We start from the raw sequence: 12715 nt of genomic DNA on the forward strand, positions 1-12715 counted from the left end.
GTTTGTCTCAAATTGTCTCTACATATCTCAATTTGTCCATGTGTGCTGACATATAATTAGTTACAATGACTATCAATACAAGTTTGAACCAAAAAATCTACAGAGAATAGCAATGCTAAAGTGTCAATTCTTTGGTTTAATCAAAGCGATTTGTTACTTTTGTAGGTGTTTTTAATATGGTAAAAATGAGATTGAGTTGTATCTTGGTATTCTTCATACTTTGGGTGGTTAACCCTTTTCGTACGGGGGCGACGGTTTCAGACAGTCTGTTGACCGAGCGTACGATTCGTTCTATATATGTAAACTATCCCGATAGTGCTTTACAACTGTTGGACGAGGCCGAGAGAAGTTCGGTTTCCGGCATCACTCCCTTCCGGATTGATTTGTTACGTGCTATGTGTTATGAAATCAAGCACGACTTGACAGCCAAGGAAACTTGTGTGCGCCGTGCGTTGCAAAACGATTCAATACGTTTGATACCAGAACGCTGTCTGCCTTTTATGGAGATGTTGGCAGGAGTATTAGAAACACAGAATAAGTATGAGGAAGGCATTTCCGTATGTCAAGAAGCTATCCGTCAAGCACGCATTTTAGGTTATAAAAAAGAAGAGGCAGTGATACTTTCTACCATGGCGCGTACTTATATAGGTATGAAAAACAATACAAGAGCACAAGAATGTTTTGAACAAGCTGTGGATTTACTGGAGGGGACGGACGATGTTCGTGAAATGTCCAGACTTTCTACCCTTTATGGTGAGTACATGACATTTCTCATAAACCAAGAACAGACGTCTAAGGCAATCGAAACTGGCTACAAGCGTGAAATTGTCATACAACGCATGAGCGAACAACCTGGCCCTCCTCCGGGGTACATCGACCAACAATACGGATTCCTTTATACCAAAATGGCCGTGTTGCTGTATAAGAATGGAGAGAAAGAAAAGGCTGAGGAAATATACGGAAAATATCAGTCTTCCCACTTTTCACAAACACTTACCGGAAAACAATTCGGTATTCCCTACCTGCTGGATGCAGGTCGTTATCAGGAGGCGGCATCACTTAACGAAGCCTGCCTGTCAGCCTTTACAAACGACACCATAAGTTATGAGTATCTACTCCTGCTTGAATATCGTACACGGATTTGCCGTGGTATGAAGCGTTTTGATCTGGCCGATGCTTCCATGCAACGTTGCTACGTGGTGCAGGACAGCATTTATACTCGTGAGAGCAAGAGCAAGGCACAAGAGTTCGCTACCAAATTTGAGCTGAAAGAGAAAGAATTGTTGTTGGCTAAATCCCATGCTCTGTCTGAACGGCGTATGCTTTTGCTGGTAAGTTCGTGCATTTTGTTGGTTTTACTTTTTATCATCTTTTGGATAACTTTTGCGAATTTGCAAAAGACAAAGAGGCGAAACCGTATCGCGGCCAAACAGATAGACGAATTGTTAGCACAACGTGAAGAATTGCGTAAGGTGTTTACACAAACAAAGGATACTCATGAACCAACGATAGAAATCGAAGCCGACTCATCCTTTCCTGATGAAGAGAAATTAACAGCCACCGCAAAAACGGATGTGACAACTCCGGGGATAAATAGTGATGAAGAATATGCTCGTTTCATGAAGATGGAAAGCCTGCTTGTCGAACAAAAGCTTTTCTTGAAACCCGGATTCGGACGTGATGACTTGATACGTGTCGTCGGTATCAGCAAGAATGACCTCAGTCCCTTACTGCGGAGATATGCTGGCTCTGATAATTTCAACGATTATTTGAATAGGCTAAAAATAGAGTATTCCATCAAATTGATGAAAGAAAAACCTTATCTTTCTGTTGATGCGATTGCCGAAGAGGCCAATTTCAACAGCCGTAGCACATTCTACAGGGCTTTTGTCAAGATTTCGGGAATGACGCCTGCACAATATATGCGCACTAAAATAGAGTAGGCTGGTTTTTCGTTAACTTTCTATCCCAATATAAACTAAAAGAGCTTATTTTATGGAAAATTCCCCGATTTATGCCATATTTTCAAGGATGTTTCCGACCGTCGGGAAAGATCCGTTGCAGCTTGCCGGACAACAGATGATAACGTTCATCCTGTATTCACTGACACTAATAACCGGCCTTGTCGTAAACCTGACCGGACTGTCCGGTCCATAGGACAGATTGCCGCTCATGCTGAACTGCATATTCCTCGGCATATCACTGATGCTTGTCCTTGCATACAGACTAAACCGGATATCCATGCGGCATACATTCGGCGTGATGACGGTTGTAGCCCAGCTGTTCACCTGCAACGAGATGCTGCTATGTGCGCTGTTCCGGTCGGAATACAACATCATGCTCATCGTGGGAAACATGGTGCTGCTGGTGGCCAACGTCATGTTTTCCCTCATAGGACAGCTCAGAAAAGTTCCATATATACTCGGTGGCATAGGTATGATTACGTACATGGCCTGCGTTGTGATTACGGATAACAGCATACTGAAAAATTTCGCCACTCTGTACATGGTGATGTCGTAGCTGTTACCGTGCTTGGTAATCTGCTGGTGAGGAATATACGGAATCTGAACAATGAAAAACACCGGTCTGAAGCACGATGAGGAGGAAATTCTCGGCTTTCTGAATATAAAAAAGGAGCAGGTGATGGCGTACATCAGGCTCTCGAAAATGGAACACGAGGCGGCGGAGACAAAAAACCTGCTTGAATTATTGAGTGATGAAGTCCGCAACAATGTCATATCCAACGTAAAAGAGGCTATGCTGGCAATGGAAATGGAACGGAACAGCTTGACTGAAATCTTTCCCGAACTGTCTCCTTCGGAAATAGAGATATATCGACTCGTAATCATGGGAAAATCGCTGAATGAGGTGTGCTCTATATTGCGAAAATCGGAAAGTAACATCACATGTCAACGCAGCAATATCCGAAAAAAACTCGGCCTGCAATCATCTGACAACCTTAAAAAAGTATTGCAGGAACGCTTCAACAAAGGGAAAAACGGTTTATAATCATCAATTACATATTTATACAACCATCGGATTCACCTTCATTGTCTCCAAATTCAGAAACAGCCCATGATATTCCAGCATCCCGTTACGGAACATCTTCCACAGGATATTGCAACCGAGTTGCGCCAGTGTGGAGTTGATGAACAAGTCTTGCTTTTCCAACGCCTCCGCCAAGGAGCAGCTCGGTCCTGAATCCGCCTCCTTCACCCTCGCGTATTTCACGAACCGGGTAATGACCTTCAACGAATCGACAGTCTTGTACAACTCGGAAGCGGGCTGTTTTATTTTCTTGGGTATGGTTCCCAGCACAACCTGCCCCATACTTTGTGTGTTCCCGAAATCCATCCAGTAAAGCGGTGTCTCGTAATCACGGTAATTCGAGGCGGGCACGGCTTTCAATACGTTCCATAAGTCAAGCCGTGACTTGATGTTGTCGGTACAGGTGACGGTAATGTTCGCCATGTCGTCCCGTCTGGCATCTTTCAGTACGGTCGGGAAAATATCCGGTACCGCTTTCCAGTCATTGCCGAAGAAATTGTTCACACGGGTAATCAGGCATTGCGCCTTGTTCAGCCCCAGGTCGGAACTGCCGAAAAGCTGACGGCCGATGTTGGCATCCGTAACGATGTCAGGGTCGTAGAGCGTGACGAACAGTCCCGGATGTCCGAGTGCCCGCAATGTCACGTCCAGCCGTGCCAGGCAGGTCAGTACCTGCGAGCCGGTTCCTCCCGCGCCGATCAGGTTCACAGTGACCGGGTGTTGCGGGTTCAGCAGATAATTGTCTATGTAGTGTACTCTTTTCATTTCAATATGTCTTTCAGTTTCAAGTTATTCAAAGGTTTCAGTTCGTCAGTATTGAAAGGCTTGTCCTTGGCGGCTTTCGTCACCAGGACCAGGTTGGATCTGGTCGGGTTGCCTCCGCCACCCAAGTGCGAGAACTCCGTCAGCCAGAACTTCTTCTCCCAATACTCCAACAGGTTTTTGTAGGTCAAATCTCTCGGCTTGTCTATTTTAGCGGAACCCAGACAGACATTTGCCCCTGTCACGTTGAAGAACGGTGCGGCATAAAGACCCGTCTTTTCCGTCAGTTTCTTGTCCTTGTAAGCATATATACTCAACGAACTGCCACCTGCCACGTAAATGACTCCCGGCAGGTTGTATTTTGCATTCTCTACTTGAAGGGATTCCTTGAAAAACATCATCCGTTTCTGCGGGGGATTGTACCAGATATACCTCTCACTGCCCTTGCGCGGGTCGCACCACAGCATATTGGGCGGAATCCTGCCGTATGGCGTGGTGCTGTGGTTTTCGGAATAACCGCGCACCAGTTCGTTCATGAAATCCACCGTGACGGGCCGACCTTCTCCCATCATTCCGTTATCGTCTATATCCCTTATCTCAACAAAATAGTTGTTGTCAGAGGCATAAGAGTTGTCTTTCTCGCCTGAATAGGCAATCAACGCCGCCCTCGGATGGAGCAGCGTCCTCAGTTTTTGGGTAAGTTCATTCGTTTCCAACATAATTCAACTGATTAAAGATATGAATTCGTCCGCCCACCGAAAGAACCGTTCCGGGTAATCGTCCATGCTGAACAGTTCTTCGGTATCGGGCGACAGGTCAAGGGCAGTCACCGGAGTGATGTCGTAGGTCTCCCTGCTATAGGAATTGTAATAGTCAACGAGATAGTCGGATATGATGTCGTTGATGTCATACACGACCCTTATCTGCTGTTGCAGATACATCGGGTGGAAGTCCGGATTTTCCGAGTAATAGGCGTCATAACCGTATTGCATGATGCCCCGTGCAGGCGTCAGAAACGGGAGACCCCGTTTCATCGCATCGACCAAAGGCTGTTCAAACCCGTTTTGTGGAGTATATGCCTCAAGCGCTTTCGGCAGGTTCTTGTAATAAGATTTCGTTTCCACCCGTTTGAGCAGCCTGCCGATTTTCCCTTCCTGATAGGAGTTCAGCAGTTTCATGCGTTCTTTCCACTCCTCCGGGTCGCTGCCGTCATCCTCCGAAAGCATTTCAAACAAAAAGTCCGATTCTTCGTAATCCACGAATGTATCAATGCCGTTTGCTTTCATCAGTTTATGGATAAAGGTAATGGCAATCCTCCTCAAGACAGGGTTGAGCGATTTCAGAAACTTCACCGGAAAGTAATACAGCGTGAAACTTCCCCACTTGTGGTATTTCCACAGCCGGAAGAAAAGCCTGCCGCCTTCCTGCTCGATATTGACATGCAGTTCGTCACCGACAAGCGTGTTCATTTCATCGTACAGATTGGCGATGCCTTCCCCGACACTGTTTCCGGGCGTGTGTACGCCTTCCTTCTGCAACAGCAGGGAATACCTGAAATACGAATCACGCAGGAATTCGTAGTTATCCCGCGTGATTACGTTTATACTGTTGCATTCGCCGCTGTCGTAACAATCCACGGTAAGATTATTCTGTGCCAGCGGTATGAAGGCTGTGCTTAGAAAAGAATTACGGCCCCGCTTGGAGCCGCAATCCGTTCTTCCCTGTTCACGCCGTACCGTACATTCCTCCGCGTCTGGCCGATGATGAGCCTCGCCAGCTGCCTTGACTGTTGTTCGTCCAATGGTACACATGGTTTCCTTTTCTTGTTGTTCTTTTTCTTTCGTTCCTTCTTCATGCTTCCTATCCTTTGGTCCCGATGGTGGTCTTGAACTCGTACACGGCTTTGTCGTCCTTGATGACCGGTCCGTGTACCGTTGCCGTTGTCAGCTCCGGGTAGAAGTTGGAGTAATAGCTCATGACCATTTCGGGGCTGTCCGACGGGTTGGGGTCATCGAGCATTACCATTCCGCTGCCTTTCTTGAATGTGAATGAGCGTGTCATTCCTGTTACTTCGAGTGCCATAATCTTATACTGCTTGATATTGTGAGACATGATTTTCTAACATAGACTGCGGAAAATCGGGATATTCCTCGTAATCCTCCGGACGGTAATTGGGTTCATCCTCTCCGGCGTGATAATGCGGGGACAGTTCTTCAGGGTGCTGTACCGGCTCCTGCCAATGTGTCCCATGGTATCCCCCGTGTGCGAGTTGTGGAGCCTGTTGCGGTACTGGCTGCTGTCCCATGTAGGGTTGCGACTGTGGCTGGTAATATTGTCCCGGTCCCTGTGGCGGTTGTTGCGGCGGCCACATTGCCTGCTGTTGCTGAGGGCTGGCTGCCGGTCTCTGCTGTCCGCCAGGAGCCTGCGTTGCCATCGGTCTCTGCGCCTGCGGTTGCGGAGGATATTGTGGAGCCTGCCGTGGTTGTTGGGGTGCGGCTGCCGGTTGTGCCTGCGGCTGTTGTGGCTGTGGAGCCGGTTCATCCATCAGTTCAAACAGGCTGCCCTTGTTCATCGCCTTTGTCTGTTCCGCCACCATCTCGTCGATTTTCTTCTGGTCTTGTGGTTTGGCGTAAAGACGTGCCTGCCCGAGCGCGGTAACCGCCTCCTTGTGGTTCTTGGCGGCGATCAGTTCCTCCGCTTTCTTGAAATGTTTCTCGTACTTCTCCCGCTTCTCCTTTTCCTCTTTCGTTTCCTTCGCTTTGGTTTCCTTTGCCGCCTTGCTCTCGGACGCGGCCTTCTCAGCCTGCGCCTCGAATTGCGCCATGTTGGAAATCAATCCGGTAGTCTTCTGTATAGGACGTGCGACGGCTTGCAGGAAACCCGCGTCCAGTTCCTGCGGCAGCCCGCTGACGGTCAGTGGTACGAGGTGGTTCTGGGCTTCGTCCTTCAGCCCGTTCGACTTTGGCAGTAAAGATACTGTCAGTTGTCCGTTCGCTTTGCGGATGACAAGCGTGAGATCCACGCCTTCGGTCATCATCTGGTGGATTGCTGTAAAAAACATAATTTAATGTATTAAAAGTTATTACTGGGTTTTATTCTTCACTGAACAATTTGGCCAGCAGCCTGTTCCTGTCGGGATGGCGGCTAATTTCCAGTATCGGGTTCAACAGGGTGGAAATGTGTACCGGTCCTGTCGTCCCCCGTGGCGGGAACTTGACGGCAGGTTCGGGTTCCACCGTCCTTTTTCTTCTCGTTACCGGCATGGGCATCCTCATGGGAGCCGGCGGTGCGCTTGTTGCAAATGCTTGGTTCATGTCTCTTTATTTTTTTAATTGTGAATATTCGGGCTTTGGCAGCCCGTGAACTACAAGGGCCTGACGGCAGATGCCTTCGGTAAGGCAAGGTTTTCGGGAAAAATACCGCAAGCCTCCGGCGAGGATGATTTTTTCCGAAACCGCAAGGCTTGACCTTGCCGTCCGAACAAAGGCATTTGCCAATTTTGCCCGGTAGTTTCCGGTATGCCAAGTCTGTGTTTTCATCCCTTTTCCTTTTATTCCTGTCGTTATGGTTTCCGGTTCCACAGAGGGCGGAAAACAAAAAGAGCCGTCCCGGAAGACAGCCCTGTTCTGTAAGGTTCCACTTGATTTTGTATGGCAGTTATGTTTCATGGTCAAATATTGTCAGGATACCAGAAAACTGAGTATGCAGAAAAGTATGGCCGCAGCCACCAGAAGGCAGGCTATCCGGTAGAGGAACCTGAAGAATCCCCTGAAACACACGATGGCTACCGCAGCCCACACGGGGGATATGCCCCGTGTGTACATATAACTGAACACGATGAAGGCGGCAAAGCCCAATGCGATGGTCCGTACCCATCTGTTCGCTTGAATCTTGTCGATATATTCCCTTGTTTTCATGACATTCCGGTATTAACGGGTGAAACAGTCTTTTCCAATTTCACGGGCCGGGATGCGTACCGCCTCCACAGGCAAGGTTTTCGGAGGAAAATACCGGAGCGGCGCGAGGATGATTTTCCCCGAAACCCGGAGGGCCTGACCTTGCCGGTGGAAAAAGGCGGTGCGCTACCTTTGCCCGCGAATTGGAATGACGGTGTTATTTTTTCTTTCCGTTCCCGGTTTTCGGGAACGAGAATACCGTGTTGTATTCCGCATCGAAGGTGACGGCGGCATCGAACGGTACGCCTTTCTTCCCCTTGAACCCCTTGATGAGTCTGGTGGTGCCGGAGGAGAAAAGCTGTTCCATGTGGGTGTCGGTCAGTTCCTTGTTCAGGATGCGGCGGAACACCAGCAGCCCGCACCCGTCATGGTCGCACCTGGCCATTTTGGAACGGAGGATGATTTTCCCCGTCTTGCACTTGGGGCAGGTGAATGACTTTTCCTGCATGGTCGGGAACTCCAAGCGCAGGATCTCAGCGGTTGCCCTGCGGGTGTAATCCCGGATGGACTGCATGAAGGTTTCCGTATCGAGGGTATGCCTCTCCACCTGCGCCAGGGTCTTCTCCCAGCTTCCCGTCAGTTCCACGTCCGCCACACGCATGTCCTTCACCGCCTCATAGATATACATCCCTTTTTCGGTCGGGATAATGCTTTTGCCGGAGCGGGCGATATAGTCACGTTTGACAAGGGTGGTAATGATGGCGGCACGGGTGGCGGGTGTGCCTATGCCCAAATCCTTGATGGCCTCCTTCGCCTGTTCGTCCGTGATGTTTTTCCCGCAGGTCTCCATAGCAGCCAGCAGGGTGGCTTCCGTGTACAGCGGCTTGGGCAGGGTCTTCTTCTGCGCCAATCCATGTCCCATGACCGGAACGGCCTCGCCTTCGGCAAATTCCGCCGTTCCCCCGTCACGTTCCGGCTCGTCCTTCTCGCTGTCCTCCTTTCTGGCGAACACGCCGCGCCAGCCCGGTCTGACGATGGAGGAAGAGCGGGAACGGAACGCCATTCCCTCGCAGGCACATTCCATGACCAGCAGTTCCTTCTCGCATGGTGGTGAAAAGGATTCCAGCATCCTTCCGGCAATCATGGTGTAAACAGTTGATTCCGCCTCAGACAGCCCTTCGTGTGCGATGCCCGTTATAATCAGGGCGTGGTGGTCGGTCACTTTCGTGTCGTCCACACAGCGGTTATTCAGGTTTGACAGGTCGAAAGACTGCCCGTATTCCTTGAATTCCGGCATGGCAAAAATTTTCTCCAGCAAGGAAGGAATGTGCCGCATGACATCCTTGGGGATATAACGACTCCCTGTCCTCGGATAGGAAATCAGTTTCTTCTCGTATAGCGATTGGGCGATGGAGAGGGTCTTGTCCGCTGTCAGGTCATAATGGACATTGCAGTCTTTCTGGAGCGCGGTCAGGTCATATAAAAGCGGAGCCTGTTGGAAAGTCCTCTTGCGTTCCGCCTTGGTGATTGTCGCCACAGAACCGGAAGTGACTTTCCGGTATGCCGCCTCTGCCGCATCCTTCTCCTTGAACTCTTCCGTGTGGATGAACATGCGGTGCGCGTCCTGCCGTTTCAGCGTGAGGTGCAGCTGCCAGTAAGGGGTGGAGACGAAATTCCGGTTCTCCTTGAAGCGGGCACAGACCATGGCGAGCGTCGGGGTCTGCACACGCCCGATGGAGTTGTTCGCCGAGCCGGAGGCTACCGCCAATGCGCGGCTTGCGTTCATGCCCACCAGCCAGTCCGCCTTTGCCCGGCAGTCAGCGGCGGCATACAGGCTGTCGTAGTCGCTGCCGTCCCGGAGGTTCGCCAAGCCCTCGCGGATGGCCTCGTCGGTGAGAGAGGATATCCACAGGCGTTGAAACGGTTTGGTATAGCCTAAGTAGGAATATATCCAGCGGAAGATAAGTTCCCCTTCACGGGCGCAGTCGGTAGCCACGATGATGCTGTCGCACCGGTCGAACACGCTGTCGATGATTTTCAGTTGTTTGGCGGCGGCGATGTCCGTCACCATTCCCTTGTCCGTCCTGACCTGGCGGGACACCAGACGGAACGGGTCCGGTAGCATCGGGAGGTCTTCGGCGGAGGTTTTCGTGTAGCCATACGCGCCGGGCATGGCGAGCGACACCAGGTGTCCCAACGCCCACGTGACCATATAGCCGTTGCCTGTACAGTAGCCGTCCTTCTTGTCGGTAGCCCCGACCACACGGGCTATATCTATGCCGACACTCGGTTTTTCTGCTATGATTGCTTTCATGTTCGGATAAAATTTAAGCCGTTCCCCGCTACCGGAACCGGAAAACGGGAAACGGCGGTTTGACATTTTTAATTTGCTATAAAGGATGTGCGTTTGTCATGCCACCGGCTTGACACCGAGGATTTCGATCAGTGCATCACCGTCCTTGCGCACCAGTTGCAGGGTGGCGTCCATCACCACGTCCACGCCCAGCAGCACAAGGCTGAGTGACATCACCCTCGTCTTCTCTCCCCGGAGCAACGTGTCAAGTTCCCCCGACATTTCCAACTCGTCCTTCAGGATACCAATTCCCGCGAGTTCTTCCCAGTTTACGTCTTCCGCCTTGAATGGCGTGTTGTTTTTATTGTTCACGTTCATATTCCAGCTTTTTTTGATTTGACATTCATTTTGATTCATGCTCAGGCTATGCTTGCCCCCTTGGACTTGCGGCCAGCCTGTTCCTGTCCCTGCTTCTGAGCGTTCGCCACCACGTTGCGCTGCGATGCATCACGCTTGCGGTCCGGGTTCTCGTTGTAGAAGTCCAGCCTGCCCTGGTTGAAGTTCGCCTTGACATACTGCGAGATGGTCTTTCCATCGTAGCCTTTGATGCCCTCGACCAGTACCGCCTTGCCGCTCTGGAGGTCGGCACGCTGGTTCCGGGTCAGCTTCACGTCCCATACCTTTTCCGGTATCTTGAACTCGGCACGCTGCTCGAAGCCGTCCGGTGTGCGTGAGTAGCTCAGGCGTCCCGTCTCCAGGTCCGCTTTGATGAAGGAGGAGAACTCCTCGCCCTTGCGGTTCACCATGTCGTTGAGGAAGATGACTTTGCCCTCGCGCAGTTGTTGCTGTTCCTCGGCGGTGATTTTCACGCCGCCTATTTCATTCGGGATGTAGATTTCACGCGCTCCCTCCGGGGAATCGGGATTGTAGCGTGTGTAGGAGGGTCTTCCCGTGGCTTCGTCCAACTTGACGTACGAGGAGAACAACTCACCATCCTTGCGCTCCATCCCCTCCACGAAGATGGCCTTGCCCGCATTGAGGTCTTCAATCTGCTGCTTGGTAAGTTCCACTCCGCCCAGCGACTGTCGGTTGAAGAGTTTGTCGTTCTCGAAGATGTATTCGATGCCCCTGCGTTCGGCGTTGACCTGGATGTGGGCGTCGAACTCCTTGCCGTTATTGGAAATCATGCCCTCGATGAACACTTTCTTGCCTTCCAGCAGGTCGTTGATTTCCTGGTCGGTCAGTTTCACACCTTTGATTTCTTGCGGGATGTAGGCGTTTTCCGCGCGCATGGCGACCACCTCGTTGGTGAGCTTGTCGATGCTTATGAAAGAAGGGATGTATTCGCCGTTGCGCCCTTTCAGTTCCACGACACGTCCCATGTTGCCTGTCTCCAACAGGTTCTTCTTGTCCTCTTCGGAGAAGATGTGACCGAAGTACGGGCGTTCGAGTTCGGGTTTCTGGCGGATGCCGTGGATACCTAATACGATAGGGCCTCCCACGGACTGCTGGAATGACAGTCGTGCATCGGTACGTAATACGGCGGAGCCGAAATTCATGCTGATGGGCACGACCTGGTTGGTCTTGTAGCCTTTCAGCATCTGGTCAAGTAGTCCGCGCTCCATGAGGTACTCGCGGGAAAGTCCGAAATTCTTCAGTTCCTCCCAGTTGATCATGGACTCGTTGTAGCGGTACTTGGGCTGCTGCGTGCCGTCACCCTGTGCGGCCTGCTGCTGTGTCTCATTTTTCTTTGCCATTTCTTCTTGATTTTGATTGTTGATACTTTGGTTTTCCTTGTCGCGTGGAACGATTTCGTATTTTTTGAGGAAGTCTTCCACGGCTTTTGTCTGCTTTCCGGCGGCGAGGTCTTCGATGGCCTGCTTTACTTCCGGGCTGTCCAGCGTGTCCGCCTTGACGGAGAGGATACCGAAACGGGTCGGGTCTTTGAGCTGGCTCCAGAAATTCTTGATGAAGTTCTCGAACATGTTGGCGTACCGGTCGATTTTCAGGAAGGAGTTGCTGTGTTCCTTGTCCGCCGGAACGGTGCTGTATTTCCCGTCCTTCCCGATTTTTGACACCGCCTGTAAAATCAGTTCCATCTTGTCGAGGATGAACACGATGTCACTCATCTGTTCGTTCTCGGTCACTTGCGGCTTCAGGGGTTCGTCCCTAACATTTTTCTTTGCCATAACTTTGAGTTTTTAGAGTTGATAACTACTATTGTCACCGCAAATATATATAGCAAAATTTGATAAATAATTGATTTATAATTAGTTGAACTACACATTACATCACTTGTCATCACGTTTCACCGCAGGGTGACAGCACGAAAACGAAAAAGGGAAAAAACAGAGGGAAAAGGGCGGGCCACAAGGTACGGGAAGGCAGAGAGAAACCGAAGCAGGGAAAGGGACGAAGAGGGAAAAAGAAAACCTGTATTATGCAGAGTTGAGAGCGAGCTGCTTTTGTCCCTACTTCCTTGTATTTCTCATAAGACAGGCGGCCGAAAGGAAAAGGATTTATGATAGGATAGATGTCCCAATTGGGACGGTCTGAATTTTATAAAGTACTCCCGTCAGGTTTTGTCTTGACCTTGTTCTATGCGTCGTAGGTCGCTTCGCTTGCTAAGTCCCGACCTTTTTACCCAACTCGGACGGCGATACCGGAACGTTTTTTCGAAGAAAAATTACCGTAGGGAATTTTTTGCACGAAAACC

General features: G+C 50.4%; 15 protein-coding genes. 4 read left to right on the forward strand and 11 right to left on the reverse strand.

Annotation, left to right across the window (positions count from 1 at the left end):
- Nucleotides 1–185 precede the first annotated feature (185 nt).
- From ACYQ0C_RS17670 to ACYQ0C_RS17685, 4 genes are all read left to right on the forward strand, one after another.
- On the forward strand, nucleotides 186–1943 hold the full coding sequence (locus tag ACYQ0C_RS17670; protein ID WP_008156756.1) for an AraC family transcriptional regulator: 1758 nt from the start codon (nucleotides 186–188) through the stop codon (nucleotides 1941–1943).
- A gap of 52 nt (nucleotides 1944–1995) precedes the next feature.
- On the forward strand, nucleotides 1996–2157 hold the full coding sequence (locus ACYQ0C_RS17675) for a hypothetical protein (protein ID WP_175331240.1): 162 nt from the start codon (nucleotides 1996–1998) through the stop codon (nucleotides 2155–2157).
- An 84-nt stretch (nucleotides 2158–2241) separates the two neighbouring features.
- Nucleotides 2242–2520, forward strand: a complete 279-nt coding sequence (locus tag ACYQ0C_RS17680; RefSeq protein WP_025076683.1) for a hypothetical protein — start codon at nucleotides 2242–2244, stop codon at nucleotides 2518–2520.
- A gap of 51 nt (nucleotides 2521–2571) precedes the next feature.
- Nucleotides 2572–3009: a helix-turn-helix transcriptional regulator gene (locus tag ACYQ0C_RS17685; protein ID WP_025076684.1), complete on the forward strand. Its 438-nt coding sequence runs from the start codon at nucleotides 2572–2574 to the stop codon at nucleotides 3007–3009.
- 15 nt (nucleotides 3010–3024) lie between these two features.
- On the opposite strand, the gene ACYQ0C_RS17690 is transcribed toward ACYQ0C_RS17685, so the two are convergent.
- The 11 genes from ACYQ0C_RS17690 to ACYQ0C_RS17740 form a co-directional block, all read right to left on the reverse strand.
- A complete protein-coding gene (locus tag ACYQ0C_RS17690) occupies nucleotides 3025–3813 on the reverse strand; it encodes a PRTRC system ThiF family protein (RefSeq protein WP_025076685.1) in 789 nt (262 codons plus the stop codon).
- Nucleotides 3810–4529 carry a prokaryotic E2 ligase family D protein gene (locus tag ACYQ0C_RS17695; RefSeq protein ID WP_025076686.1) on the reverse strand — a complete coding sequence of 240 codons (720 nt, stop codon included), beginning with the start codon at nucleotides 4527–4529 and terminating at the stop codon, nucleotides 3810–3812. Before ACYQ0C_RS17695 ends, ACYQ0C_RS17690 begins: the two co-directional genes overlap by 4 nt.
- A 3-nt stretch (nucleotides 4530–4532) precedes the next feature.
- Complete coding sequence (locus tag ACYQ0C_RS17700) at nucleotides 4533–5621, reverse strand: hypothetical protein (protein WP_025076687.1); 1089 nt, start codon at nucleotides 5619–5621, stop codon at nucleotides 4533–4535.
- 49 nt (nucleotides 5622–5670) lie between these two features.
- A complete protein-coding gene (locus tag ACYQ0C_RS17705) occupies nucleotides 5671–5892 on the reverse strand; it encodes a PRTRC system protein C (RefSeq protein WP_025076688.1) in 222 nt (73 codons plus the stop codon).
- Between the two features lie 4 nt (nucleotides 5893–5896).
- Nucleotides 5897–6871, reverse strand: a complete 975-nt coding sequence (locus tag ACYQ0C_RS17710; RefSeq protein WP_025076689.1) for a PRTRC system protein E — start codon at nucleotides 6869–6871, stop codon at nucleotides 5897–5899.
- Nucleotides 6872–6902: 31 nt separating this feature from the next.
- Nucleotides 6903–7124 (reverse strand): hypothetical protein, encoded by a 222-nt coding sequence (locus ACYQ0C_RS17715; protein WP_025076690.1) that lies wholly within the window; start codon nucleotides 7122–7124, stop codon nucleotides 6903–6905.
- A 6-nt stretch (nucleotides 7125–7130) separates the two neighbouring features.
- A complete protein-coding gene (locus tag ACYQ0C_RS17720; protein ID WP_070103080.1) occupies nucleotides 7131–7478 on the reverse strand; it encodes a hypothetical protein in 348 nt (115 codons plus the stop codon).
- 12 nt (nucleotides 7479–7490) lie between these two features.
- The gene (locus tag ACYQ0C_RS17725; RefSeq protein ID WP_008766683.1) at nucleotides 7491–7727 is read right to left on the reverse strand and encodes a hypothetical protein; all 237 of its coding nucleotides are present in this window, start codon (nucleotides 7725–7727) and stop codon (nucleotides 7491–7493) included.
- A gap of 196 nt (nucleotides 7728–7923) precedes the next feature.
- Nucleotides 7924–10020, reverse strand: a complete 2097-nt coding sequence (locus ACYQ0C_RS17730; protein WP_055300112.1) for a type IA DNA topoisomerase — start codon at nucleotides 10018–10020, stop codon at nucleotides 7924–7926.
- A gap of 96 nt (nucleotides 10021–10116) precedes the next feature.
- Nucleotides 10117–10377 (reverse strand): DUF4099 domain-containing protein, encoded by a 261-nt coding sequence (locus ACYQ0C_RS17735; RefSeq protein WP_025076691.1) that lies wholly within the window; start codon nucleotides 10375–10377, stop codon nucleotides 10117–10119.
- Between the two features lie 41 nt (nucleotides 10378–10418).
- Nucleotides 10419–12188: a DUF3945 domain-containing protein gene (locus ACYQ0C_RS17740; RefSeq protein ID WP_055299992.1), complete on the reverse strand. Its 1770-nt coding sequence runs from the start codon at nucleotides 12186–12188 to the stop codon at nucleotides 10419–10421.
- Nucleotides 12189–12715: the final 527 nt, after the last annotated feature.

Source organism: Phocaeicola sartorii JCM 17136 = DSM 21941 (genome assembly GCF_054653615.1).

What these genes read in the sequence shown, in the direction of transcription:
- ACYQ0C_RS17670 (WP_008156756.1), top strand. Translation starts at nt 186, where the DNA reads ATGAGATTGAGTTGTATCTTGGTATTCTTCATACTTTGGGTGGTTAAC.
- ACYQ0C_RS17675 (WP_175331240.1), top strand. Translation starts at nt 1,996, where the DNA reads ATGGAAAATTCCCCGATTTATGCCATATTTTCAAGGATGTTTCCGACC.
- ACYQ0C_RS17680 (WP_025076683.1), top strand. Translation starts at nt 2,242, where the DNA reads ATGCGGCATACATTCGGCGTGATGACGGTTGTAGCCCAGCTGTTCACC.
- ACYQ0C_RS17685 (WP_025076684.1), top strand. Translation starts at nt 2,572, where the DNA reads ATGAAAAACACCGGTCTGAAGCACGATGAGGAGGAAATTCTCGGCTTT.
- ACYQ0C_RS17690 (WP_025076685.1), bottom strand. Translation starts at nt 3,813, where the DNA reads ATGAAAAGAGTACACTACATAGACAATTATCTGCTGAACCCGCAACAC.
- ACYQ0C_RS17695 (WP_025076686.1), bottom strand. Translation starts at nt 4,529, where the DNA reads ATGTTGGAAACGAATGAACTTACCCAAAAACTGAGGACGCTGCTCCAT.
- ACYQ0C_RS17700 (WP_025076687.1), bottom strand. Translation starts at nt 5,621, where the DNA reads ATGTGTACCATTGGACGAACAACAGTCAAGGCAGCTGGCGAGGCTCAT.
- ACYQ0C_RS17705 (WP_025076688.1), bottom strand. Translation starts at nt 5,892, where the DNA reads ATGGCACTCGAAGTAACAGGAATGACACGCTCATTCACATTCAAGAAA.
- ACYQ0C_RS17710 (WP_025076689.1), bottom strand. Translation starts at nt 6,871, where the DNA reads ATGTTTTTTACAGCAATCCACCAGATGATGACCGAAGGCGTGGATCTC.
- ACYQ0C_RS17715 (WP_025076690.1), bottom strand. Translation starts at nt 7,124, where the DNA reads ATGAACCAAGCATTTGCAACAAGCGCACCGCCGGCTCCCATGAGGATG.
- ACYQ0C_RS17720 (WP_070103080.1), bottom strand. Translation starts at nt 7,478, where the DNA reads ATGAAACATAACTGCCATACAAAATCAAGTGGAACCTTACAGAACAGG.
- ACYQ0C_RS17725 (WP_008766683.1), bottom strand. Translation starts at nt 7,727, where the DNA reads ATGAAAACAAGGGAATATATCGACAAGATTCAAGCGAACAGATGGGTA.
- ACYQ0C_RS17730 (WP_055300112.1), bottom strand. Translation starts at nt 10,020, where the DNA reads ATGAAAGCAATCATAGCAGAAAAACCGAGTGTCGGCATAGATATAGCC.
- ACYQ0C_RS17735 (WP_025076691.1), bottom strand. Translation starts at nt 10,377, where the DNA reads ATGAACGTGAACAATAAAAACAACACGCCATTCAAGGCGGAAGACGTA.
- ACYQ0C_RS17740 (WP_055299992.1), bottom strand. Translation starts at nt 12,188, where the DNA reads ATGGCAAAGAAAAATGTTAGGGACGAACCCCTGAAGCCGCAAGTGACC.